The organism is Nitrospira sp. CR1.1, from assembly GCA_014055465.1.
Classification (GTDB): domain Bacteria; phylum Nitrospirota; class Nitrospiria; order Nitrospirales; family Nitrospiraceae; genus Nitrospira_A.
In genome coordinates, this window is record WIAF01000021.1 from 1 (window position 1) to 24,169 (window position 24,169).

Consider the following 24,169-nt stretch of genomic DNA (forward strand, 5'->3'; position numbering starts at 1 on the left):
GGGTGGCGGAGGAGGGGGGGTAGCGCTCGTAGTGGTCGCTGTTGAGGATACTGCGATGAGGTTGCTTCTGGCCGCTTCGGTCCAGCCGTCATTCAAAAAATAACGAAGCTGGTAGGTCAAACCATTTTGGGTAGCGGGAGCCGTCATGGTTATAAAACCACTGGTTCCGCTGGGAACATATTTTAACTTCACGGTTGTAGCCCCGTTCGAGGACTGAAAGTTCAAGAAGAGCCCCACCCAATCCCTGGTCGAGTGGTTGCTGGGGGCCTGCCAGGAGAATGTAATATTCTCACCGGGTTTCACCGTGCTTGGTGAAGTGACAACTCTAAAGCCAGCAATTGAAGTGGTTTGGGACAGACCGGTTGTTGGGGAGTACAAGGCAAATGTGAGCGAAATCAAGGTAACTGCCTTGAATGTCTTGAAGAATTTTTCCATTGGTGTTCCTTCCTGAGAGACGAGCCTTTTACAATTCTTGCTACTTTCAACTTATGGATGTACTGGAACCATTCGGGAATATTGGGGCGGCGCAAGCAGAGTTGGGAAATGCCAGTTACATGCCAGTGACAGTATCAAGTTCTTTCATTGCTTTATGTGAATAGGGCAATGGAGAACTGTATGGAGTTTCTCTCAGGGAACACTACGATGCGGGTAAAGTATTGTCATCTTGGGGTTTTCTGACTGGCAAATTATGTACGCGGGAGTGTCTCCGGTTATCTCTCAAACATCTGTTCAAACGAAACCGCGCAGCGGCTGGCAGCTACTCAAGACATCAGTCGGTACCTTGTTGGCGTGGGTGCATGCTCACGTAACGTATCTTTTTTTTCCACATGCCACTTGAGAAGTCAACCCAAAATTCTCCGATCGAGGTGTCAGTGATCGTCCCTTGCCGGAACGAGGAGGAGATGATCGCCGATTGCGTGAGCTCGATTCTTCAACAACACCCGGTGGGGGGGGGAATGGAGTTGATCGTCGCAGACGGCCTCTCAACGGACAACACGCGCGAGGTTCTTACGCAAATGGCCCGGAACGACGCGCGCCTCAGGGTCATCGATAACTCCGGACGGATCGTGTCCAGTGGATTGAACGCGGCTTTGGAGGTCGCTCGAGGCGCGATCATCGTTCGCATGGACGCGCACACACTCTATGCTCCTGACTATATCCGGCAGTGCATCACTGCACTTCAGGAAACCGGCGCCGACAACGTCGGGGGCCCGGCACTGACGGCCGGAGAAGGTTATTTCCAAAGAGCCATTTCAGCCGCCTATCACTCTCCGTTCGCCGTGGGGGGAGCACGATTTCACAATCCCGATTACGAAGGATTTGTCGATACCGTTCCCTACGGATGCTGGCCACGCAGGGTGTTCTCGGAGATCGGTCTCTTTGATGAAGAGTTGGTCCGCAATCAGGACGACGAGTTCAACCTCCGGCTCATCCGTTCAGGCGGAAAAATCTGGCAGTCACCACGCATCAAGAGCTGGTACCGGCCGAGGGGGTCGCTTCGGGATCTGTTTCGACAGTACTGCCAGTATGGATATTGGAAAGTCCGCGTCATCCAGAAGCATCGACTTCCAGCTTCGATCCGCCATGTGATTCCCGGTCTGTTTCTCTTGTCCTTGGCGGGGTTGTTGCTGCTCTCCTTGTGGTGGCGTCCGGCTATCTGGGGCTTGGGCGCCGTGGCCGCCCTCTATGCCGCCGGGACTCTCGGAGCGTCCCTTGTCACGGCCGCTAAGCGCGGGTGGACACTCCTTCCTGTTCTCCCTGTAGTATTCGCGACCTACCATGTGAGCTACGGGATTGGCTTCCTGCGCGGTCTGTGGGATTTCCTGGTCATTCGCCGGGGGCCGCACCGATCATTGGCCACACTGTCGCGGGGACCCGCAGCACGGAAAATAACGTCCGATACCTAGAGGATGTGGGCCGATGAGTCCTACTTTTGAAAAAGTCGACCTGCCGTTTCAAGACTGGGAAACAATCCTGGGCACGTTCGAGGACCGGACGATTTTCCAGTCGCCGGCCTGGCTTGCATTCGTCACCAAGACTCAGGGGGCAGAGCCTATTTTTGCCCGCCTCCGTGAGGGAGCCCGGACGTTGGGCTACTTCAGTGGGCTGATCGTGAAACGGTTCGGCCTCAGGATTCTCGGCAGCCCCCTGCCCGGTTGGACGACTTCTTATATGGGGATGAACCTTCTCCCGGGCGTTTCGCGGCGTTCCGCGCTGGAAGCGCTCCAGGGATTGGCATTCGAGCGGTTGGGGTGCGTCCATATGGAAATGATGGACCGCAATCTGCTGATCGAGGATGCCGACGGCCTCGGATTTGAGTATCGGCAGTTCGGAGGGTTCGAAATCGATCTGACTCAGAACCTGGACCAGCTCTTTTCCAACATGGCGAGCGCCTGCCGGCGCTGTATCCGGCGAGCGGAAAAGAGCGGAGTCATCATCGAAGAGGCGCACGATGCCGCCTTTGCCGATGAGTATTATGCGCAGCTTCAAGTGGTGTTCCAAAAGCGATCCCTAGTGCCGACTTATGGTGTGGAGCGAGTCCGCGAATTGATCACCTGTCTGTCGGATACGGGCCGGCTGCTCCTTCTGCGCGCACGGGACCCTCAAGGCCGATGTATCGCCACCGGGATTTTCCCGGCAATGAATACCACCATGTATTTTTGGGGTGGCGCCAGTTGGAGAGAGACGTTGGGCTATCGTCCGAATGAAGCCGTTCAGTGGCACGCCATGCAGTATTGGAAGGCGAGGGGGATCCACCGGTATGACATGGGAGGAGGAGGTGAATACAAACGGAAATTTGGCGGTTGTGAAATCATGGTTCCCTGGTTGCGGAAGTCAAAGTATCCGGGATTGGCGTCCCTCCGCAGCCTGACGAAACAGGTGGTTGGTTGGCGCCAACGGATTGCCGGCCGGTTGGAGACCATCGCGGATCGACCCCGTTCCCCAGTCAAATGGCCTGGACCGGCGGAGAGCCACGAGGATCGTGAAGTCCTCACGGCACCGTCGGGCGGCCACCGCAGATAGGTTCACCGGTCCTTATGCAAAAGGTTCCGTGATCAGGTGACGGCTCGATTGTTCTCATCGGGATCTGAGTGTTGTCTTGTTCCGGTAACGACCGCATCAGTCTCGTATCTCATATCTGGAACTCGGAGTAAAAGAGGGATGTTATCCCCATGGCAGTCGTGCATAACTCATTCAATAAAGGAGGACTCTATGTCTGGTCTTCGAATTGGAATTCTCACGGGCCTGTACACGATATTAACTGCCGGTTTGGCAATGGCAGATCCCTCATTTCCGACACCAGTGGGGCCACCATTTACGCCACCTGGACTTGTCCGTGCTGTTCCAATACCCTCAACGGAGGTGTTCTTCGGGCTGGGCTTCGCTGCTCTGGTATGGATCGGACCGAAGATCAGGAAACGGAGATACTCGTCGGTGGCTTGATGATTCCTGTTGCGGCGACGCGATCGGGTCATCACGTCCGATGACATTTCGGCGTCGGCCTCACGGGTTTGCCCGGCTGGCGTAGCTAACACATCCGCCACCGCAACTGGGTTGGTTGGTGGCAGCCGGGGGGGTATCACCGGGCCGTCCGGCTCCGACTCTCCCGCTGGACGGCTCCCTGCCGTAGCGGCTTCCCATCCTGCCATGGATGCCCTGCATTGGTCGATATCATGCGGTGATGACGCCACTCAATAGTCCGTAGTGCTCTGTTTTGTTTCGTTCACTTGTCCGCACAATTCTGTGAACACGCGCAATAGTGATCAGAGCCGGGTAGGGTAGAGGTGTTACCCTAAGGATGCTGCGACTTCAGTCGGATGACGAAGTAAAGAAATAAGAGGAGGTCGGTATGTTTTGGCTTCGAATTGGAATTCTCACCGGTATGTGCATGATGTTCACTGCGGGCTTCGCCCAGGCGGGCAATACCAACTACGGAAATTTCTGGAATTTCTGGAATAATGGTAACTTCGGCAATTGGGGTAGCTATGGCAATGGCTATGTGCGGACTGTGCCCATCCCGGCTACGGAAGTGTTGTCCGGGTTGGGCTTCGCTGCTCTGGCCTGGATCGGTCCAAAGCTCAGGAAACGGGGCTGGTTTCCTGGCTCCAGGATGTAGTTATTGAGACAGTGTAGCTTGTAACTTGAGTCGGTGACCGCTCTACCGGTCTCCGGTGTGTGATCGGCCGGCCGACGCACTTTCACTGAGCAGGTCACATAGCGGCAGCATGGGGTAACACCAGGCCGTCCGGTTCACGTACCGTTGCCGGACGGCTCCCCGATCTGTCGCGTTCCCATTCCGGCATCACCTCTTTATTTCACCGCACAACATGAATATTTCCGGGTACCACGGGCAGGCTGATTGGGGTAGGACGGCATTACGGTATCTCCAGTGCGGCAAAGGACTGCTTCCCGCATCGGGCACTATGGTACTGAGCATCAGCCTCGCCTGGACCATCATTCTCGTCCTCTGCTGGCCTACGGTTCAAACACTGGTTGACGCCTGGATAGCATCGAGAACGTTTAGGCACGGGTTCTTTATACTGCCCGCCACAATCTATCTTCTCTGGTTCTATCGTGAACGTCTGATAGGAATTCTGCCGGTTCGCAGCGCGCTCGGGGCAAGCATGTTTACGTTCCTGGCCTGGAGCTGGTGGGAGGCGTACACCGGAGAAGATGTGTTTCGGCAACAGGTCTCCCTGGTCGCCATGCTCCCGGCGCTCCTTTGGACCCTGTGCGGAACCGCTACGTTTCGTATTCTGTGTTTCCCGCTCGGGTTGCTGGTTTTTGCCTTGCCGATCGGGACAGCAGCTGAGGGATGGTTGCAGGACTTCACGGCCGCATTTCTGGAAGTGACGTTGAATGCCGTTGGCGTGCCCTTGCTCCGCGAGGGGTACCTCTTAACCCTCCCATCGCAACAGTGGGAAGTGGCAACGGATTGCGCCGGCCTGCGATATGTAATCCCGGGGCTTGCATTGGCGTACATGTATGCGGCGATGGTGTATGGCCGGGTGCTGCGGCGTGCAGCGTTCCTGGTTGTGTGCGGTGTCTTCTTGATACTAGCCAACGGGGTCAGGGCCTTCAGTATCATTTTCTTCGACTTTGTGGGACTGGCTGATGGCACGGACCACCGGGTATTCAGCTACCTCGTGTACGGGATTACGATTGTATTTCTGGCGTGGATAGGAACGTTCTGGGCTGACGATACCACGGAGGAGGCGACTCCCGGATTGGTACGCCATCATGGTTCAGCGTGAATTGTTTGCGGACAGGCTGTCGCCCATGCAGGATTGGTCTGATGGGTGGCATGGGAGGTTCGGCGTTGAGCCAGGCGTGACGCAGAGCATGGTCCCGGTCGAGTCGCTGGTTGATTGATCTTGGAGCATGACAGGGCCGGAGGAGGAGTGCTGTTCGGGGTCTATCTCATATACCTGCTGCTTTTTGCCCTGACGCCGTTTACGTTTCATCTTCATTGGTCGGAACCACTCCTCACTCAGATCCGGAACACATTCGAGGGACTCGATGGTTTATCGACAGTGATGTCGTGGGACGTTTGGACCAACCTCCTTCTATTCGTGCCATTCGGTTTCTTGTTTCCGTCGCTGCCTCCCGTCGTCACGCGGCCGTTGGCGACGAGGTTGCTGCTAGGCACCTTGTCGGCATGCCTGATGAGCGTGGGGATTGAATGCTTGCAGGTGCTGCTTCCCCGATATCCCTCGGTCAGTGACATTGTTTTAAATACCCTGGGGGCATTCGTCGGAGGGGTCGGTTACGCGGTTCGCTGCTTAAGTTGCACGCCTCGGCAAGCCGATCGTTACGCTTTCAGATCAGGAACGTCGTCGGTGCTTCCGCTTGTCAGTTACGCCTTGGCCTTGGTCCTTCTGTTTGGCGTTCCGTTTCCTCTCGCCAAGGATTTTTCCGGGTGGACTTCTGAATTCGATCTCTACCTTGGAAGCCAAGATGTCCCAGAGAGGTCGTGGAGCGGAGAGATCTATCGCATTTCTCTCTACAACCGTGTGCTTCACCAAGCGGAGGTCAGGACGAACTTCGCTGCCGGTCCACATGGGAGATCGGGCTTGCCGCGGGTCGAGGAGGGGCAGCGCTTCAGTTATGATTTTTCTCGCACCGGTCACGCCTCCGGAACCGGCATCGACGGCCCCGTAGTGCCGATCCACCTTGGGATCAGGGATTTGTCGAGGATCGAGTGGCTGACTCCGAACGGGCTGGCAGTGCGAGACACTCGCGTGAGTCTCTTCTCACGGCCCGTCGCGAGTCCTTCCGCAGGCCGATTATTTGCCCACCGTCGTTTTTCTGTTGAGGCCTGGGTTGTGCCCTTAGATCTGAAGGACTGGGGGACTGCACGTCTTGTGTCCTACTCGACCAACCCTGAACGCGGAGCCCTCGCGCTCACGGAGTGGAAGCAGGAGGTGAGCCTCTCCTTGGGACCCTTTCACGGGGAGGAAGGGTCCGTCCCGGTGGCAGGCTTCAAGAACCGGGTATCGGGACCGGTCCCGCAGCACGTTGTGGTCAGCTACGATGATGGTTTGGAAACGTCATACGTGAATGGAATCGAAGTCGAACGCAGGCGGGAGCGATACAGGAATGCATCGATTGACAGGCTCATCGGCCTTTTGGGACAACAGTTTGCGTGGCCCTTGTACTCTGCCTTCACATTCCCCCTCGGATACTTCGCGGTTAGAGCAAACACAACGCAGCTCATCCCGACCCGTCCGGGATGGGTGTCATGGGCCGTTCTTGCAGGAAGTCTTGTGTTTCTTCAAATCGTTCGCAGTCTTGCCCTCAATGCTCCGATTGAAACCTCTCTGCTTCTCGTGGGAGCAGGTACCGTTTTGGTTTCACTGGTAATCGCGCCGCATCTGGGCGATCACCCCAATCCTCGCTGACAGCGTATCCTTTGCCGGCCGCACCCCGGTGCATCACTCGTTCCGGGTGACCATCATGCCCACACATTCGGAAGGATCCACCATGACACAATTCTTGCCGTTTCACCTCCCTGATATCGGGGAGGAGGAAATCGATGCCGTAGTCTCAGTTCTGCGGTCCGGTTGGCTGACCACCGGAGCAAGGGCCAAGCAGTTTGAGCAGGATTTTTCGGCTGTGCTGGGGGCCCGTTATGCTATCGCGGTCAATTCCTGCACTGCCGCGCTTCACCTTGCCCTTGAAGCTGTCGGGATCGAGGAGGGCGATGAGGTTATTCTCCCCACGATGACCTTTACGGCAACAGCCGAGGTCGTCACCTATTTTAAAGCCAAGCCTGTCCTGGTCGACTGCCTTCCCGATACGTTGAACATTGACCCCGACCAGATCGAGCGAGCCATCACGCCGAAAACGAAAGCCATTATCCCGGTGCATTTCGCAGGACATCCCTGTGACATGGACCGCATTTCTGATATTGCGAACCGATACGGTCTGCGTGTCATCGAAGATGCCGCCCATGCGCTCCCGGCCCGCTACCGAGGAAGACTCATCGGCACCATCAGCGACTGCACCTGCTTTTCCTTCTATGCCACCAAAAATATCACTACCGGTGAAGGCGGGATGATTACGACCGACAATCCCGAGTGGGCGGAACGAATCCGGACGATGAGCCTCCATGGACTCAGTCGCGATGCGTGGAAGCGCTACGACGGTCACGGGTCATGGTTTTATGAAGTCCTCTCACCGGGCTTCAAGTACAATCTCACCGATATTGCCGCAGCCCTGGGCATTGCACAGCTCCAGAAATCCGATCGTCTCTGGAAGGCACGTGAGCGGTATGCCGGTCTCTACGACGAGGGGTTTCGGGATCTCCCTGAAATCGTGCTACCCACCGCGGCGGCTCATGTCCAACATGCATGGCACTTGTATGTCATCCGGCTTGACCCTAAGCGGTCGGGGATCGGACGAGACCGGTTGATTGAGCACCTGGGGAAGGAACGCATCGGTTGTAGCGTCCATTTTATCCCGCTCCATCTTCACCCGTACTACCGCGACACCTGGGGGTATACCCCCGGGGAATTCCCAGTCGCCACGACTGCCTACCAGCAGATTGTGTCGCTGCCGCTCTACCCCAAGATGACCGAAACCGATATCCAACGCGTCATTTCCGTGGTGCGCACACTCATTCAAGGTTACCGACGATGATGAAACGAGCCATGGATCTCCTGGTCGCTGCGATCGGCCTATTGGCATTATCGCCGCTGTTCTTGCTGATCGGCCTTCTGGTCAAGCTGGACTCTTCCGGGCCCGTCTTTTTTGGGCAGGTCCGGATCGGTAGACGGTTTCGTCCGTTTCGAATCTATAAGTTTCGTACGATGACCAGAGATGCCTCGTCGAATGGAGGCCAGCTGACGATTGGAGAGGACATTCGCATCACCCGAGTCGGTAGGGTGTTACGTCGGCACAAGCTCGATGAGTTACCTCAGCTCCTGAACATCCTCCTGGGCGACATGAGCCTGGTGGGTCCCCGGCCGGAAGTTTCGCAGTATGTCGATTTGTTCAAGACCGACTACAGTGAAATTCTATCTGTGCGTCCGGGCCTCACCGACCTGGCCTCTGTGAAGTACGCCGACGAAGCGACGATTCTGGCCGGGGCGCAGGATCCGGAAGACGAGTATCGGACCGTCATTCTTCCCGAAAAAATCCGCCTCGCCAAGCTGTATGTCCGCCATGCCTCATTCGCATTTGATGTGGCCATTATTGCGCAAACCGTCTTCCGATTGACCGGCCTGCCTCTCGTCCTCTGCGAGATACCTGAACTTCAATCCTCGCATGCACATCCATTTGGAGAGGCCGGATCCAGAGCGATCGCCTGGTTGCTTCGATGGCGGCGACCTCTCATCGTCGCAGTGGACCTGGCTCTCATCGTCTGCGCCAACTATCTGGCGTTTTTGTTACGCTTCGACGGAAGCCTTTCCGAGTCCGAGACACAACTTTTTCTTCAGGTCCTCCCTTGGCTCGTGGCCATAAGGGGAGGCGCGTTTATGGTATTTAGTCTCAACGAAGGGCTCTGGCGATACACAGGGATATGGGATCTACAGCGGATTGTCAGCGGCGTCTTCCTCAGTACCGCGGCCATCTACGGCCTCGTCTATTGGGGGTTCGAGTTGACTGCATACCCTCGTTCAATCCTGATCATCGACAGCGTATTGTTAATCGGCCTTGTCACCGGGATCCGGTTGCCGTCCCGATTACTGGGAGAAAAACTCATCTATCGCCATAAAAAGAATGTGCTCGTTGTCGGGGCGGGGCAGTCCGGCGAGCGGATCGTGCGGGAAATGAAAACAAATAGTTTCTCCCGGTATCAACCAGTAGGCCTCATCGACGATGATGTGTCCCTTCTCAACAAGCGGATTCACGGAGTCAAAGTGCTCGGAACCCGCAGTGACCTGCCTCGATTGCTCGCTGAGAAGCAGGTCGTGGAGGTTGTTCTGGCCTTATCGAATGCCAGGCCAGCGCTTCTGAGAGAAATCATTTCTATTCTTGAGCCGTTCAAAGTTTCCATCAAAACCCTCCCGAATTTGTCAGATCTTCTCGCTGATCGAAGCGCAGAGAGCCAGATGCGAAGTGTGTCTATGAACGACCTGCTGCCGCGGGCCGTCGTGAACTCACAGGATGACGCGATGAGACATATGATCAAGGGGAGGCGCGTGCTGATTACGGGAGCCGGCGGCTCCATCGGATCCGAATTGTCGCGACAAGTTGCCGCTCTGGGCCCGGAATCGCTGGTCCTCTATGAACGTCATGAGAACAGTCTGTACATGATTGCCAAGGAATTGGATGATCAGGGCCTTGGTTCCTTTGTTCATCCGGTCCTCGGGGATGTCACCGATGTCTCCCGACTAACTTCCACGGTTACCAAATACCGGCCGAGCATTTTCTTCCATGCCGCTGCACACAAGCATGTACCGCTCGTTGAACTGAACCCGGCGGAAGCCCTCAAGAACAACTGTATGGGGACACGAATTACAGCTGAGGTTGCCCACCGGCTCGCTGTGGAGCGGTTCGTCCTTATTTCAACGGACAAGGCCGTGAATCCGTCGAGTGTCATGGGAGCGACTAAACGTGTGGCGGAACTCATCGTCCAGGGGATCGCCCGGCAGAGCAAGACGCGTTTCATCACTGTCAGGTTTGGGAACGTACTCGGGAGTAACGGAAGCGTTCTTTTGCGATTCCAGGAGCAAATTCGAGCGGGAGGTCCTGTCACGGTCACCGATCCGGGCGTGCGGCGGTACTTCATGCTCATTCCCGAAGCCGTCCACCTGGTATTGCAGGCAGCCTCACTAGGAGAGCAAGGTGCGACGTATATCTTGAATATGGGAGAACAGATCAGCGTACTAGACCTTGCAAGGAACTTGATCCGACTGTCGGGATTCGTGCCGGGCCAGGAAATTCCGATCCAATTCGTAGGGTTACGCCCGGGCGAAAAGCTCGCCGAAGAATTGGTCGGAGAAGGGGAGGCGACTGAACAGTCCATGATCGAGAACATTCTCAGAATTCGCCGCATGGCTCCGATTGACTTCGATAATCTGCAGAACAAGGTGACGGCTTTGGAAGCGGCTGCCCGTCTGAACCACACGACGTGGGCCATTGATCGGTTACGGGAACTGGTTCCAGAGTTCCACTCTCCCGGGGAACTGGAGAGGGCGCCGGTTCCGGCTATGCCCGCGACGAGGGAGGATCTCGGTGTTTCCAGGAAGGCGGGTTCACTGGTGGAGTCAGGTGCCACGCCTTCGCTATAATCCTTCGGCGAACGCTCGTTGATATGTTCCCGATGTGGTGATTCTGCTCATCATGCGGGCCACAAATTGGATAGGACAACTGGACTAAGCCGTTGGAGTTTGAGATGACCACATTCGATGCCGACAGACAGATCGATCAGCCGCATTCTGGTCTTCCTCGGGATTTTTTGAGTGTAGCGAGACATCAGAAGTGGGTCATCGTCGCATGCATTCTCATTTCCGTTGCCGCTGCTGCCACCTATTGTCTCATTGCCACAAAGTTATACCGGTCGGAGACCATGATCCTCGTCGAGGATCAGAAGATCCCAGAAAACTACGTGAAAGGGGTAGACGAGGGAAATCTCGAACAGCGTATCTTCGTGATTCAAAAGCAGGTACGCAGCCGGGCTGTACTGACCGACATTGTGAACGAATTCCACCTGTATACGGACCTTGTGGAGAAGGAAGGGCCCGAGGCGGGCGTCTCGGCGCTGGCCAATGGGATCATGGTGGAAATGGTCGGCAAGGGCCCGCGCGGCAATTTTGTCGGTCGCAGCAGCCTTGATGCGTTTACGATCTCTTTTATCCACGAGAGTCCTCGGACCGCTATGGAAGTGACCGCGCGCTTGGCAACGAAGTTTATCGAGCAGAACTTGAAAACTCGTGAACAGACCGCCGAGGGGACGACGGAATTTTTTGATGAGGAGGTTCTCAGAGCGAAGGCGGAACTTGAACGGAAGGAGAACGAGCTCAGTCAGTTCAAGTCGCTGCACGTGGGGAAGCTCCCACAACAGGTCGAATCCAACCTGCGTGCCCTCGACCGGCTGCAGGGCGACCTGAAGGCCAGCACTGAGAGCTCCCAGCGACTGGCGGACCGGCTGGCGCTTGTAGAGAACGCGATTCGAGACTATCAACGGTCCGGCACTCCAAACCTCTCTCTGGTCCCCGGATCAGTAGAGCCGGATCCGCTCTTCCGCCGGTTGAAGGAACTGCGGGAGAAGCTCGTCAAGCTACAGGCGGAGTTCTGGGATACCTATCCGGACGTCGTTTTAACGAGAGATGAGATGCAAGATGTGCAGCGGAAACTCACGGAGGTTTACGGCCCCGATATCCTTAAGTCCGGTGAAAAACCGGTCGATCCGTACCTGCAGGATTTGAGAAGGCAACAAACAGAAACTAAGAGCGAATGGGAGCTGCAGAGCAGGCGGCAACTGGGGCTGCAGACTGAGAAGCGGGAGCTTGAGCGACGGATCGAAAAGGCGCCGCAGATAGAGCAGGACTTGTTGATCCTGGAACGTGACTACGACAACATGAAGACTAACTACCGATCGCTTCTGGAGAAGCGTCTCAATGCGAGGGTGGCGGAAAACCTTGAGAAACGACAAAAAGGCGCACAATTTCGCATTCTCGATCCAGCCAGCTTCCCGAGAGTGCCCGAGTCTCCCAATGAGCGACGGATTATGGTGTTTGGGCTCCTCTTTGGGTGTGCGCTTGGAGCAGGACTTGCCTTGATCCGGGAGCTCTCGACACCTCAATTCCGTCGGCCTGAGGATATTGAGCACATATTGGGACCGCAGTTACTTGCGGTCATCCCGGACTTTGCCATTGAATATAACCGCTTGAGGTGGCAGCGGTACTTCCCGACCGCCCGATCAGCGGCTGCGGTGTCTGCAGAAGAGGGTGCCGTTGTGGGGGACCTCGCGCTCGTTCCCTCGACTCACCTGAATACTCGGAGTCCCCAGCCACGGAATGATGATTTTGTTGTGAAATGGATGCCGCACTCCCTTGTGGCAGAGCAATACCGGGTCGCCGCGACGCGGCTCGCATTGCAGAAGGGTAACGGAGATTCGACCATTGTCGCCGTCACCAGCGCTGTCAAAGGAGAAGGAAAAACAACGACCGTGATCAATCTCGGCTATACACTTGCGCGGGATTTGGGGCTCCGCACGCTCTTGCTGGATTGCGATTTTGCGGTCCCGATGCCGAACCGTTACGTCGATACCGTTGCCAAGTGGGGGTTGGCCGATTGGCTAACTAGCGATATTCCTCTGGAGAGTTGTTTTTCGGAGTTTGCCGATGTCCCCTGTTGGTTGATGCCGGTCGGGAATTCTGATGTGTCAATAAACGAGTTATTGAAAACGGAGCGCCTGCCGAGCATTCTTGCTCAGTTGCGCGAACGGTTCGACATTATACTTATCAACACACCACCAATTTTCCCTTTGGCGACCATGAATGTCCTGGCGAATTATATCGATCATATGGTGCTTGTTGTGCGAGCCAATTCAACCCCTCATCAGGTCGTCAGGCGTGCGGTGAAATCCCTCGGCACGCGTGTGCCGTTCCAGGTCTTACTCAACCGGGTAGGGAGCGATGCCCTGCCTTCCTATGTCTATGGTCACTCCTACACGCAAGCAAAAGTGCAGTCGACGTAACAGTGCCGATAACCATTGGTATCCGGACGGGTAAATGTGAGTGTGGGCAGGGGAATGTCTGTTTCATCTCGCGCTGTCGAATGGTCGCGCTTGGAAGTCTGTTTGAGTCATTCGGTTTCTACCAACTGATTCTTGGATCCCTGACACTCAGATTCAATCACGATGGGAAGGCATGATTTGACGACTATGGGAACAGTTTCTGCGATCGAACTGCGCGTTCGATTCTGAGCCGGCTCCGGATTCGCCGGGTCGTCTGAACGGACTTGGCATCTATGATCAGCATGGCGCACCAGATATCGCATCAATTCTATGCTCTGTGATTGTGGCCGTTTTGTAGCAAGGAGGATGTACTATGAGCACCGAAAGTTTGATCGTGAGGACATTGGAAGGCGAGGAGTGGGGTTTTATCAAACGGTTGATTATGGATTCGGTCACCAGGCAAATCAGACATGCGGATGTGGTTCTCGCGGATACAGGGAAAATCGTCAGAGTTCCCTGGGAAAGTTTTGAATTTCAAAACGAGGACATCAGGCTTGGCGCTGATTCTGGGGAATTGTGTTCGAGCTCAATGGAATCTGACGGCGAGATGGCGCACACGATGGCAATGGACTTATGGCCGTGAGTTTGCGGTTCCTTCTCAAATTAGTGTGAGATCTCATACCCAGCCGATCCGCTCTCCTCTTGCGTGAACATACCCGGCCGATGTGTATATATTGCGGCGCCGCAGAGGGATGCGTTCCGTTGCCTCATGTGCGGTAGTGCGCATGGAGCTTATCGACACAGCAATTGACGCGCAAACCCTTCAATCACCCTTCGGCTCTTGTACACCACGATCCACCGTGCACGCGTTCCGATAGAGTGACATGGAGTTGAGGAGCACCATGCCGCCTTCCCGTCTTAGTGTTACGATATTGACGAGCATTGTTAAAGATCTGAAAGCCGGCGTGACGGTGAAAACTATCTGCCGTCGGTATCATGTCTCACCGCAGACGGTCTATCGCTGGCGGAAAAAACTCAGTGCTCAAGGAACGAGTTCCATCGAACGCCTGCATGACCTGGAAAATGAAAATCGTCGATTGAAACGTAAGGTCGCCGAACTGTCGCTGGACTATAGTACGCTCAGGATAGCACTGATTACCGAGGCCAAAACCGAATGCTAATCTGCACGAATCTGGAACATTCATTGTGCTTGAATACTTCCCTTCCTTTCCGATCAAGCCCCACCCCCGTTCGTCGTCACTCTCTTTTCCATCGTTCAATCCGTTCCCGCAGCAGAGAAACATAGACAAAAAAGAGTGGCTCTCACACGCTACCTGTGTTGCCCATTCCCTCTGATCTTGACTTCTCAATCCCCGGAATACATTCCGTCGGCATGAGTTCGCCGCCGTGGAAATGGGAGACTTGCCTCCATTTCTGCAGAACGGCGGTCTCGTCGAATGTCAGCAGGTATTCCTCGCACCAGATGCCTGGCGCGGTATAGCGGTTGCCGGCCTGTTGTTCGCGCATTTCGTAAACCCACACCGTCTCTCCCTCTTCGCTCCTCCGAACTGCTTTAGGCGCCCCGAGTTCCTGTCTCACCTCAGTTTGTGTTGCCCGTCCTTTGACTGAATCCAGATACGCCGCTTCTCTGTTTTGGAAATGACTGCATGCCGTGACCGTGATGGACAGGGCTATCAGGCCGAAGGTCCAGGCAAGTTTCATGATCGTGCCTCCCGATTCGATCGTGATCCGCTCCGCGCGGTCTACGGTACGATGCGGGATTGTACGCCGTTAGAACGGATCCGTCTCCTCATGAGTCATTCTGTCCCCGCGCCGCAACGGCGTGACTGGAACGTGGCAGATGAAGGATGAAGAGGCGAGAGTGTCGCCTGGGACGACCAGGCACAGTGGCCAGGTTGTGTGCCGTTCAGAAAAGGAGCTAACAGAGCAAACGGGCACACCACAGGTGTGAAATCAGAACATGGGCTGAGTGATGGAGGGGAATCGCGGGGGGAGATCAGACCGCTTTCTTAACCAAACCCGACCGCAGGCAGCGCGTACACACCCGAATACGCAAAGCCGCTCCGTTTACGAGTGCCTTGACACGTTGCAGGTTGGGATTGAAGACGCGCTTGGTCTTATTGTTTGCGTGGCTGACGTTGTTACCGGTCTGATGCTTTTTCCCACAGAGATCACAGGCAAATGCCACGGCCCTACTCCTTTGTTGCGGCGTCTTTCAACGACTAGTCCTTGAATGGGAAGGGATGCTACCATAGCGCCAGGGGACAAGACAAGCTGCCGGGGTGAATTCTCCTTTCAGGATGCCCTCTCCCGCTCGCATCGCCGTTCATTTCATTTGAGGTCATATCAATGGATCAGGTCACGCTTATCGGATTACTCGCCGGAACCCTCACGACGATCGCCTTCATCCCTCAACTCCAGCAGACCTGGCGCACGCGCTCCGCGCAGGATGTCTCGCTCGGGATGTTGTTGACGTTTACAACTGGAGTGTTTCTGTGGTTGGTCTACGGGCTACTCCTCGGCGCCCTTCCCATCATCCTCGCAAACCTCGTCACGCTCGTTTTAACGCTGGCCATCCTCATCCTCAAACTACGGTACCGTTCGTAGCTCGTTGCTCTGCGGCACGCGTTGGTGATATGCCAGCGGCGTTTCCGCGCGAGCGTTCCCTTGCGGGTCCTCTTGACAAGATTGCCCCGCCTCTCCTAAAGTTTGCTTCGTTTTCAGACACCTTGGGTGAAGGGAAGAGGGTGAAACGCCCTCGCGGTCCCGCCGCTGTAAATGGGGACGAAACCCGTATATGCCACTGTTCGCGTTGCCGAACGGGAAGGCGCGGGGAGTAGGATGAACCATGAGCCAGAAGACCTGCCCAGGGAGAGACCCTTTATTCCCTCGTGGGCTGGGGAATAGGCGAGGATGAATTGCGGGTGCAATCCTCAGGGTTCCATGTAGGCCCTGGGGATTTTTTATTTGCGCGCCGTTCGAATCAGTCCTCCCGGCCGGTTCGTCGTCGGATGTCTCGGAATCCTCTGGTCTGTCGTACTGCCCTGCCTCGCGCTTGCATTGGGAGATTCCGCTGGAGAGGACACAGTGATGAAACGCCGCCAACAAGGCATTCTGACCGGCATGCCGTTCATGGCCAACATCACCCCGCGCACGTTCATCGACGACGCGGGACGCAAACTCTATGTCGCCAAGGCTCCTACCAGGGTTGTCTCACTGGCGCCGAGTATTACCGAGATGTTGTTCGCTCTGGGGTTGGATGAACAGGTCGTCGGCGTCACGGACTTTTGCAATTTCCCGGCCGCCGCCGCAGCCAAGCCCAAGGTTGGCTATAGCAATCCCAACCTGGAATCCCTGATCGCGCTCCGGCCCGAACTGATCGTGGCGCCGCTGGAATTTCATCGCGCCAATGTGCTGGCCAAGCTGGAAGAACTCAAGATTCCAGTCCTCCTGCTCCAAGCCGCGTCGTTAGAACAGGTCTTTGCGCACATTCATACGCTGGGACGGATCTTTGATCGATCGACGGCCGCCCATGCCATGACCGCGGCGATGCGGCAGCAGATGGCCGAGATCACCCGTCGAACAGAAGGCCTGCCGCGCACGCGAGTGTTGTACGTGATCAATAGCCAGCCGCTCATCACGGTAGGCCCTGGCAGCTACATCCATCAGATGATCGGGTTGGCCGGGGGGAGCAATATTGCCTCCGAAGCGGCCGCGGCCTATCCGCGCCTGACGATGGAAACGGTGCTGAAAGAAGATCCCGAAATCTTGATCTTTCCCAGAGGATCGGTGGAAACGGTGCCGCGAAGCGAGCAGGAAGCCTGGCGACGCTGGAACACGCTGACGGCCGTGCAGCACAACCGCCTTCGCGAAGTGTCCGCAGATGCGCTCAATCGTCCCGGCCCGCGTGTCATGCAGGGGCTGGAAGCACTCGCCAGGGTCATTCACCCCGAAGCGTTCGACTCTGAACCGACGGCAGCTCAACCATGATGCCATCCGCTGGCCATCCCGCGACACCTCCTTCTGCGCTCACCTCGCCGTCGCCAACCCTGTCGCCGAATCTCATGCAGCCCGGCGCTGAAAACGCCGGGATTGGCCGGCCGTTTCAGGGTGCGGTTCTGACTCGCTCGCGCTGGTTCTCCGTCATGGGGGCGCTGTCGCTCCTCTCCGCGATCCTCGCCATATTGTGTCTGCAGGTTGGGACGCAGTACATCGGTGCGGGAAACTTTATCGGATTGTTGTGGTCTGCCGTGTTCGGGGCATCGGAGGAATCTGATGCACTCCGGACGACGGGGGTGATTCTGCTGCAGGTTCGATTGCCGCGCGTGTTTCTGGGGTTCCTGGTGGGAAGTTGCCTCGCAGCGGTTGGTGTGGCACTGCAGGCGCTGCTGAGAAATCCCTTGGCCGATCCCTATGTGCTGGGAGTGTCGAGCGGGGCCGCTCTGGGCGTGGCCATCGCTGTCCTGTTCGGGATCGGCACTACGGTCCTGGCGCTGTCGCTGCTGCCTGTCTGCGGGTTTGCGGGAAGCCTGATTGCGCTGATGGTCATCTACCGCATGGCGGCATCCTATGATCGGCTCCCGATCCATTCGGTGCTGCTCGCAGGCGTCATCCTCAATGCGATTTTTTCCGCGTTGATTATGTTCATCACCTCCATCATGGAGCCGAACCGCTCGTTCGGGATGATGGCTTGGCTTATGGGGTCGCTGACGGCGCCTGCCTATCCGGTCTTGATGGTGCTGGCCGCCTACTTGCTTCTCGGCCTCCTGTTGCTGTTGAAACAGGTCCGGGTACTCAACATTCTCGCTTTGGGTGAAGAGCCGGCCCGGTCATTGGGCATCAATACTGAACGGACCAAACGCGTCATCTTCCTGCTGTCGGCCCTGATGACCGGGGCGGTCGTCTCCTTCAGCGGCATGATCGGGTTTATCGGCATGATCATCCCGCATGCGGTGCGTCTGGTGGTGGGCGCGGATCACCGGTTGCTCCTGCCGGCCTCAACACTGGTCGGAGGAATGTTCCTGATGATGGCGGACACCATGGCCCGCACGCTGTTTGTCCCGTCGGAAGTGCCGGTCGGTGTCATCACGGCGTTAGCCGGCGGTCCCTTCTTTGTCTACCTGCTGGTCTGGAGAAAGGATCGATTGACATGAGCCGGCATCGCGCAGAGGAGGCGCGTATCGATATCCATGAAGGCGCCGGCACGCGCGCCGCCCATGCGTATGAGCTGCGCGGGGTGCAGTTCTGTTACGGGAGACCCAGTGCACGTGATGTCAGGTGGGTGCTTCGGGATGTGACGCTGCAGGTTCGGCCGGGTGAAATCATGGGCATCGTCGGCCCTAACGGATCGGGAAAAACCTCGCTGCTGAAACTGTTGGCGAAGCTCGCCGCGCCTCAAATGGGAGACCTCACATTATTCGGTCGCAGTCTGGCCGGCCTGTCTCAGGAGGAAACGGCTCAAACCGTCGCCTTTGTGCCGCAGGAAAGCCAGCAGATGTTTCCGTTCACGGTGGCGGAAACCGTGCTGATGGGGCGTTTCCCGCATCGGCGCCGGTCTCGTTGGAGTCTGGGGTTCGGCTGGGAGGATCAGGATGATTGCCGGGCAGCCGCGCAGTCCATGGCGACGATGGATATTGCGCATCTGGCCGCCCGCCTGGTGACCGATCTCTCCGGCGGGGAGCGCCAGCGAACCATGATTGCGCGTGCCCTTGCCCAAATGCCCCGCGTGTTGCTGCTGGATGAGCCGACGGCGTTTCTCGACCTGCAGCATCAACTCGACATTTGCTCGGTTCTGCGCCGGCTGCGCGATGAGCGGGGGTTGACGGTGGTGATCGTCTCGCACGATTTGAATCTGGCCAGCCAATATTGCGACCGCGTGGCGATGTTGAAGGACGGCAGGGTATCCGCGATGGGGACTCCTTCGGAAGTCATGTCGGTCGAAGTGCTGCGCGAGGTCTACGGCTGCAACGTATTGATCGATCCGCATCCCCAGTCGGGGCTGCCGCGCATCACGCTGCCTGGTCCATCGTTGCCGGCTCACGTGTAGGAAGAATGTTGCGGGAGGGGTTCGTGCCCGGCCCACCCGCGTGACAGGAAGGGGCGCGTCATCACTGGAGAACGGAGTCTCAGGAAGACGCCGTCAGCGTCGGGGAAGATGGTGCAAAACCATCACGGTGCCGCCACTGTAAGCGGGGAGTGACCCTGCATTGAGCCACTGGCGAGTGGCGTGGTTCGTGATCGTCTTTTGTGAAACGCGGGGGGTGTCCTCTGACCGTTTCACGAGAGCCAGTTCACGCGTCACGTTCCGTTGGGAAGGCGCAGGGATGCCAGGATCCGTAAGTCAGGAGACCCAACTGACGGCCGTTACGACTGAACCCTTCGAGCGAAAGGGAATGTCAGGATGTTGAGGATTGTCAGGGAATGGTCTGTCAGGTGTCTGTTCGTACTACTGCTATGCGCCCCGTTTCTCTGGACGGCAGCCGTCTTTGCCGAAGAACCGGTTGAACCTGAGTCGATCGTGCAGGCTGAAGAAGTTGTCGTCTCAGCCACGAAAACACCGGTGCCAACGAGTCAGGTCACCAGCGCCGTAGACGTCATCACGGCGCAAGACATGAAAAAACAAAACCTTCGACAGGTCGCCGACGCCCTCCGGTTAGCGCAGGGGCTCGCGGTGTTCTCGAGCGGCGGGCCGGGGACCGAAGTCAGTGCACGCATTCGCGGGGGCAGTTCGAGCCAGACGTTAGTGTTGATCGACGGGGCTATCGTCAACAGCGGGACCCTGGGAAGCTATAACTTCGCCAATCTGACGACCGACAATATCGAGCGAGTCGAAATTCTCCGCGGGGCGCAGAGTATGTTATGGGGATCTGACGCCATGGGGGGCGTGATCAATATTGTCACGAAGAAAGGCGAGGGTCCGCTCTCCGCGACCGGTTTTCTGGAATATGGATCGTTCGCGAGTCTGCGCGAGGGCGGCACGGTGTCCGGGAAACAGGGCGCGGTCGACTACAGCTTCTCGCTGTCCCGATGGGACACCTCCAGCTTTTCCGCCGTCAACTATCGCAGGGGCGCCACCGAACGGGATTCGTTCCACAATTGGCAGGGGTCAGGGCGAATCGGTGTGGACCTCCCGCGTGACGGGCGGCTCGATTTCACCGTGCGCTGGATGAATTCGGATACGCAGCTCGACAATATCTCGGCGACGTTTCCGGCGGATGTTTATGGGTCGAAGATGCGCAGCCAGCAGTATGTGTTCAGCGGCAGTTACGAACAGCCGATTACCGGTTGGTGGTCGCAAAAACTCACCCTCGCGCGGTCGCAGGAAGCCTCGCTGTTTTTGCCGGGGACATTACAACGGAGTCTCGTCAGTGGATTCTTCAGCACGCCGTTCGGATCTCCGAATGAGACCCGGGTGCTTTCCAATCGTCTGGAGTGGCAACATAATTTCCAGATCACGAAGCTGCTCCTGATCAGCGCGGGGTATCAATTCCGCGAACAGCAGGGGGAGAACGACACCGGCCTCATCAATCGCGTCCTGAGTTCTCACGCTGGATTCGCGCAGGCACAGTTCAATCTGTGGGATCGAGTCTTCGCGACGGCTGGTGTACGGCATGACAGTTACAATGTCTTCGGCGATGCCACCACCTATCGTCTGACTGGCGGGTACTATCATAAGGAAACCGATACCAAACTGCGCGTCGGGTATGCGACTGGTTTCCGGGCGCCCAGCATGAACGAACTGTACTTTCCGAATTTCGGCAATCCCAATCTGGGACCGGAGAAAAACCAAAGTATGGATGCGGGGATCGATCAGTACGTGTTCTCGAAGCAGTTGAAACTGAGCGGAGGCTTTTTCTGGAACCACTATCGCAATCTCATTATCACCACGTTTGATCCGGCGTTTTGCGCGCCGCTCAGCACGTTCGGTTTCTGCCCGCAACAAGTCGGGGCGGCGTCGACCAAAGGATGGGAAGTCGGGCTGACCTATACCTATGAAAGCGATCGGCCGTTGCTGCGCGGCGTGGTCGTGCAAGCCCAGTATACCAATACGCTCACGCGCGATCTTGAGGCGCACACCAGGTTGCCTCGCTGGCCGACCGACCAGTGGAGCGCCTCGGTGAGCTATCAACCCATCGAGCCCTTGTGGATCACCGTGATCGGGCGATACGTTGGATCACGGTTCAATACCACCGGCGAACAGCAGAGTCTCCGGGCCTTCGACGTCTGGTCGCTGGCCGTGACCTACGATGTGACTAAGCAACTTCAGGCGTATCTTCGGGCCGAGAACCTGTTCAATGAGAAGTATGAAGAAATCGCCAGCGCGGGCGTGCCGATCCGGTCGATTTTCGGCGGCGTCCGGGTCGCCTTTGGGGGAAAGTCGTAAATCACCCATGAGGATTGCGTGGTGAGGCAACGTCCTCGTCTGGTCATTGCCGGCACCCATAGCGGTGTCGGCAAGACCACCGTCACGCTGGCGTTGATGGCCGCCTTGAAGGCCAGGGGATTGGTGGTTCAACCCTTCAAGGTTGGGCCGGATTTTATCGATCCCGGTCATCATCAGCTGGCGACCGGTCGGCCCTCGCGCAATCTGGACGGGTGGATGTTGACCGAGGCCGTCAACCGATCGATCTTTTCACAGGCGTCGGCCGATGCGGATCTGTCGATTATCGAAGGCATGATGGGCCTCTTTGACGGGAGTTCCCCGGTACATGAACAGGGCAGCACGGCTGAATTGGCCAAACAGCTCCACGCTCCGGTTCTGCTGGTGATCGACGGCAGCGCCATGGCGCGCTCGGCGGCGGCGATGGCGTCCGGCTACGCACGCTTCGATCCTGGACTGCGGGTGCAGGGAGTTCTGTTCAACCGCATACGAAGCGAGGGGCATTACCGTTTGTTGCGGGACGCGGTGGAAGCTGAGACAGGGCTCGCCGTGGTCGGTTACCTTCGGCCCGACGCCTCGGTGACAATCCCGGACCGGCATCTAGGTCTTAGGACTGCCATTGAAGCAGGGCAGAGTGATCTGTACGACCGGCTGGCGCGGTCTGCCGCAGAGACGATCGATCTGAGCCGGGTGGAAGCACTCGCTCGATCAGTCGAAGGATCATTCGACTCAGATCCTCCGTCTGCGGGAGGCCGCCAGGAGATGGTCCGCATCGGCCTGGCCTATGATCCGGCCTTTTGCTTCTACTATCAGGACAATCTAGACTTACTCGAAAGAGCCGGCGCAGAGATTGTGAAGTTTTCACCCTTGCATGATGCGGGTCTGCCGGACGTGGATCTGTTGTATTTCGGCGGCGGCTATCCTGAGCTCTATGGTGGGGCGTTGACCGCCAACGTGAGCATGCGAGCAGCGGTGAAAGAGTACAGCGACAGCGGTGGAGCGATTTATGCGGAATGCGGCGGCTTGATGTATTTAACGCAAGCCATTCGGGACGGCGCTGGCGAACGGCATGAGATGGTCGGGGTCTTTCCGGCCGAGGCCGTCATGCGCCAGTCCGGTATGACGCTGGGCTACCGTTCGGTGGAAACGGTGGAGGACTGCCTCCTTGGTCCTGCCGGCACGTCAGTGCGCGGGCATGAGTTTCATTACTCACATCTGGAACCCAAAGGCGATTTGGACTATGCCTGCGCGCTGGCGGATGCAGGCGGCAAGCCGGCTGGTCAGGACGGCCTCATGAAGGCCAACACCCTGGCGTTGTATACTCACCAGCATTTCGGGAGCCGGCCTGAGATAGTGGTGAATCTGCTCCAGACTGTGCGACACGTACAAGCCGCTCGCAAAGCCAGGAGGAACGGGTGAGATGACGGATCCGAATACATATACAACCAAAATGCATCGCGTGAAAGCCGCGGTCGACCGGCGCATCGAGGCGGCCCAGGAAGAAAAGGGCCTCTTGATGGTGTACACCGGCGCGGGCAAGGGGAAAACGACCGCGGCGCTCGGCATGGCGCTGCGTTGTCTCGGCCATGGCATGAAGGTGGCCATCGTGCAGTTCATCAAAGGCGCCATCGATACGGCCGAAGAACGCATCCTCACCTCGTTCGGCGACCGTGTGACATTCCTCCGCATGGGCGAGGGGTACACCTGGGAGACGCAGGATCGCGAGCGAGACACAAGATTCGCTCAGGCGGCTTTGGAGAAAGCGAGCGAGTTCATGGCTGATCCCTCCTATGCGATGGTGATTCTTGACGAGTTCAATATTGTGCTGCACCACCACTACGTTGAGGTGGCGGAGGTGTTGCCGCGGCTGCAGGCGCGGCCGCTGATGCAACACGTGGTCATCACCGGTCGAGGGGCTCCGGCTGAGCTGATCGACGCAGCCGATCTGGTGACCGAGATGAAACAGGTCAAACATCCCTTTCGAAGCGGCATCAAGGCGCAGGCTGGAGTGGAGTTTTGAGAGGACCGGTGAGCAAGACCTGCGAGCATTGCCGCCAGCCGTTCGAGTGCGTCGGGTACCAATGCTGGTGCGGCAAAATCGGGATCACCGAAGCGCAGATGGATTGGATTGCGGCGCGTTATCAGGACTGTCTTTGCCCCGCCTGTCTGCAACAGGTGGCGAGCGGCGTGCTTGGGCCGGAACACCCGCAGAGCGAGACCCATGGCACGTAATGAGCCAGACGTGGCTGCTCGGGTGGTCATGGAGCCTCAGGAACCCTTTTCCAGTGTCGAGCGCGAGGCGGTGTATCGGGCTATTTTTGAGCGCCGGGATGTTCGCCGAAATTTCCTGCCGACACCGATTCCCGATGAGGTTCTCACCCGTTTGTTGAACGCGGCACATCATGCAGGATCGGTGGGGTTCATGCAGCCCTGGGATTTTGTCATCGTCCGCAAGCCTTCGACCAAACGCGTCGTGAAGCAGCTCTTCGATAAAACGAATGGAGCTGCGGCTTTGCGCTACAAGAAGCCACGCGCGGACCTGTATCGAACTCTCAAGCTCGAGGGTATCGAGGAATCATCGGTGAATCTCTGTGTGACGTGCAGTCGGCAACGAGGCGGTCCTCACGTCCTCGGCCGTT

General features: G+C 57.2%; 21 protein-coding genes and 2 riboswitches. Of the genes, 19 read left to right on the top strand and 2 right to left on the bottom strand.

The features are described from left to right. Positions 1 to 827: 827 nt before the first annotated feature. The 10 genes from GDA65_20060 (at position 828) to GDA65_20105 (ending at position 14,310) form a co-directional block, all read left to right on the top strand. Positions 828 to 1,907, top strand: a complete 1,080-nt coding sequence (locus GDA65_20060) for a glycosyltransferase (protein ID MBA5864980.1) — start codon at positions 828 to 830, stop codon at positions 1,905 to 1,907. Between the two features lie 13 nt (positions 1,908 to 1,920). Then, the gene (locus tag GDA65_20065; protein ID MBA5864981.1) at positions 1,921 to 3,024 is read left to right on the top strand and encodes a GNAT family N-acetyltransferase; all 1,104 of its coding nucleotides are present in this window, start codon (positions 1,921 to 1,923) and stop codon (positions 3,022 to 3,024) included. An 826-nt stretch (positions 3,025 to 3,850) separates the two neighbouring features. Next, entirely contained in the window at positions 3,851 to 4,117 is a 267-nt protein-coding gene (locus tag GDA65_20070; GenBank protein ID MBA5864982.1) for a hypothetical protein, read from the top strand. A gap of 211 nt (positions 4,118 to 4,328) precedes the next feature. Continuing rightward, positions 4,329 to 5,255, top strand: a complete 927-nt coding sequence (gene xrt / locus GDA65_20075) for an exosortase (protein ID MBA5864983.1) — start codon at positions 4,329 to 4,331, stop codon at positions 5,253 to 5,255. Positions 5,256 to 5,369: 114 nt separating this feature from the next. Beyond that, the gene (locus GDA65_20080) at positions 5,370 to 6,902 is read left to right on the top strand and encodes a hypothetical protein (protein ID MBA5864984.1); all 1,533 of its coding nucleotides are present in this window, start codon (positions 5,370 to 5,372) and stop codon (positions 6,900 to 6,902) included. A gap of 82 nt (positions 6,903 to 6,984) precedes the next feature. After that, positions 6,985 to 8,142 (top strand): aminotransferase class I/II-fold pyridoxal phosphate-dependent enzyme, encoded by a 1,158-nt coding sequence (locus GDA65_20085; GenBank protein MBA5864985.1) that lies wholly within the window; start codon positions 6,985 to 6,987, stop codon positions 8,140 to 8,142. Beyond that, positions 8,139 to 10,739, top strand: a complete 2,601-nt coding sequence (locus GDA65_20090; protein ID MBA5864986.1) for an SDR family NAD(P)-dependent oxidoreductase — start codon at positions 8,139 to 8,141, stop codon at positions 10,737 to 10,739. Before GDA65_20085 ends, GDA65_20090 begins: the two co-directional genes overlap by 4 nt. 104 nt (positions 10,740 to 10,843) lie before the next feature. Next, positions 10,844 to 13,150, top strand: coding sequence for an AAA family ATPase (locus tag GDA65_20095; GenBank protein MBA5864987.1), 2,307 nt, complete (start codon positions 10,844 to 10,846; stop codon positions 13,148 to 13,150). A 352-nt stretch (positions 13,151 to 13,502) separates the two neighbouring features. Further along, positions 13,503 to 13,772 carry a hypothetical protein gene (locus GDA65_20100; protein ID MBA5864988.1) on the top strand — a complete coding sequence of 90 codons (270 nt, stop codon included), beginning with the start codon at positions 13,503 to 13,505 and terminating at the stop codon, positions 13,770 to 13,772. 241 nt (positions 13,773 to 14,013) lie between these two features. Next, positions 14,014 to 14,310, top strand: a complete 297-nt coding sequence (locus GDA65_20105; protein ID MBA5864989.1) for a transposase — start codon at positions 14,014 to 14,016, stop codon at positions 14,308 to 14,310. Between the two features lie 142 nt (positions 14,311 to 14,452). Here the strand turns inward: GDA65_20105 and GDA65_20110 are convergent, their stop codons facing one another. Further along, on the bottom strand, positions 14,453 to 14,851 hold the full coding sequence (locus tag GDA65_20110) for a hypothetical protein (GenBank protein ID MBA5864990.1): 399 nt from the start codon (positions 14,849 to 14,851) through the stop codon (positions 14,453 to 14,455). 295 nt (positions 14,852 to 15,146) lie between these two features. Continuing rightward, complete coding sequence (gene rpmB / locus GDA65_20115; GenBank protein MBA5864991.1) at positions 15,147 to 15,338, bottom strand: 50S ribosomal protein L28; 192 nt, start codon at positions 15,336 to 15,338, stop codon at positions 15,147 to 15,149. Between the two features lie 161 nt (positions 15,339 to 15,499). On the opposite strand from rpmB, the gene GDA65_20120 reads away from it, so the two are divergent. The 9 genes from GDA65_20120 to GDA65_20160 form a co-directional block, all read left to right on the top strand. Further along, positions 15,500 to 15,757 carry a hypothetical protein gene (locus GDA65_20120; protein MBA5864992.1) on the top strand — a complete coding sequence of 86 codons (258 nt, stop codon included), beginning with the start codon at positions 15,500 to 15,502 and terminating at the stop codon, positions 15,755 to 15,757. A 107-nt stretch (positions 15,758 to 15,864) separates the two neighbouring features. After that, positions 15,865 to 16,035: riboswitch (cobalamin riboswitch) on the top strand. 82 nt (positions 16,036 to 16,117) lie between these two features. Beyond that, positions 16,118 to 17,140, top strand: a complete 1,023-nt coding sequence (locus GDA65_20125; GenBank protein ID MBA5864993.1) for an ABC transporter substrate-binding protein — start codon at positions 16,118 to 16,120, stop codon at positions 17,138 to 17,140. After that, complete coding sequence (locus tag GDA65_20130) at positions 17,137 to 18,303, top strand: iron chelate uptake ABC transporter family permease subunit (GenBank protein ID MBA5864994.1); 1,167 nt, start codon at positions 17,137 to 17,139, stop codon at positions 18,301 to 18,303. Before GDA65_20125 ends, GDA65_20130 begins: the two co-directional genes overlap by 4 nt. Next, positions 18,300 to 19,196 carry an ATP-binding cassette domain-containing protein gene (locus GDA65_20135; protein ID MBA5864995.1) on the top strand — a complete coding sequence of 299 codons (897 nt, stop codon included), beginning with the start codon at positions 18,300 to 18,302 and terminating at the stop codon, positions 19,194 to 19,196. Before GDA65_20130 ends, GDA65_20135 begins: the two co-directional genes overlap by 4 nt. Positions 19,197 to 19,260: 64 nt before the next feature. Then, positions 19,261 to 19,522, top strand: a riboswitch (cobalamin riboswitch). Positions 19,523 to 19,550: 28 nt separating this feature from the next. After that, the gene (locus tag GDA65_20140) at positions 19,551 to 21,533 is read left to right on the top strand and encodes a TonB-dependent receptor (protein MBA5864996.1); all 1,983 of its coding nucleotides are present in this window, start codon (positions 19,551 to 19,553) and stop codon (positions 21,531 to 21,533) included. 39 nt (positions 21,534 to 21,572) lie between these two features. Further along, positions 21,573 to 22,949, top strand: a complete 1,377-nt coding sequence (locus tag GDA65_20145; GenBank protein MBA5864997.1) for a cobyrinate a,c-diamide synthase — start codon at positions 21,573 to 21,575, stop codon at positions 22,947 to 22,949. Between the two features lies 1 nt (position 22,950). After that, the gene (gene cobO, locus GDA65_20150) at positions 22,951 to 23,550 is read left to right on the top strand and encodes a cob(I)yrinic acid a,c-diamide adenosyltransferase (GenBank protein MBA5864998.1); all 600 of its coding nucleotides are present in this window, start codon (positions 22,951 to 22,953) and stop codon (positions 23,548 to 23,550) included. Beyond that, positions 23,547 to 23,762 carry a hypothetical protein gene (locus tag GDA65_20155; protein MBA5864999.1) on the top strand — a complete coding sequence of 72 codons (216 nt, stop codon included), beginning with the start codon at positions 23,547 to 23,549 and terminating at the stop codon, positions 23,760 to 23,762. Before cobO ends, GDA65_20155 begins: the two co-directional genes overlap by 4 nt. A 28-nt stretch (positions 23,763 to 23,790) precedes the next feature. Beyond that, on the top strand, positions 23,791 to 24,169 hold a 379-nt coding region (locus GDA65_20160), incomplete at its 3' end, for a 5,6-dimethylbenzimidazole synthase (protein ID MBA5865000.1).

Excerpts from the sequence above, each read along its gene's own strand:
- GDA65_20060 (MBA5864980.1), top strand. The coding sequence starts at position 828 with ATGCCACTTGAGAAGTCAACCCAAAATTCTCCGATCGAGGTGTCAGTG.
- GDA65_20085 (MBA5864985.1), top strand. The coding sequence starts at position 6,985 with ATGACACAATTCTTGCCGTTTCACCTCCCTGATATCGGGGAGGAGGAA.
- GDA65_20065 (MBA5864981.1), top strand. The coding sequence starts at position 1,921 with ATGAGTCCTACTTTTGAAAAAGTCGACCTGCCGTTTCAAGACTGGGAA.
- GDA65_20105 (MBA5864989.1), top strand. The coding sequence starts at position 14,014 with ATGGAGTTGAGGAGCACCATGCCGCCTTCCCGTCTTAGTGTTACGATA.
- GDA65_20070 (MBA5864982.1), top strand. The coding sequence starts at position 3,851 with ATGTTTTGGCTTCGAATTGGAATTCTCACCGGTATGTGCATGATGTTC.
- GDA65_20100 (MBA5864988.1), top strand. The coding sequence starts at position 13,503 with ATGAGCACCGAAAGTTTGATCGTGAGGACATTGGAAGGCGAGGAGTGG.
- GDA65_20110 (MBA5864990.1), bottom strand. The coding sequence starts at position 14,851 with ATGAAACTTGCCTGGACCTTCGGCCTGATAGCCCTGTCCATCACGGTC.
- cobO (MBA5864998.1), top strand. The coding sequence starts at position 22,951 with ATGACGGATCCGAATACATATACAACCAAAATGCATCGCGTGAAAGCC.
- xrt (MBA5864983.1), top strand. The coding sequence starts at position 4,329 with ATGAATATTTCCGGGTACCACGGGCAGGCTGATTGGGGTAGGACGGCA.
- GDA65_20140 (MBA5864996.1), top strand. The coding sequence starts at position 19,551 with ATGTTGAGGATTGTCAGGGAATGGTCTGTCAGGTGTCTGTTCGTACTA.
- GDA65_20135 (MBA5864995.1), top strand. The coding sequence starts at position 18,300 with ATGAGCCGGCATCGCGCAGAGGAGGCGCGTATCGATATCCATGAAGGC.
- GDA65_20130 (MBA5864994.1), top strand. The coding sequence starts at position 17,137 with ATGATGCCATCCGCTGGCCATCCCGCGACACCTCCTTCTGCGCTCACC.
- GDA65_20095 (MBA5864987.1), top strand. The coding sequence starts at position 10,844 with ATGACCACATTCGATGCCGACAGACAGATCGATCAGCCGCATTCTGGT.
- GDA65_20120 (MBA5864992.1), top strand. The coding sequence starts at position 15,500 with ATGGATCAGGTCACGCTTATCGGATTACTCGCCGGAACCCTCACGACG.
- GDA65_20090 (MBA5864986.1), top strand. The coding sequence starts at position 8,139 with ATGATGAAACGAGCCATGGATCTCCTGGTCGCTGCGATCGGCCTATTG.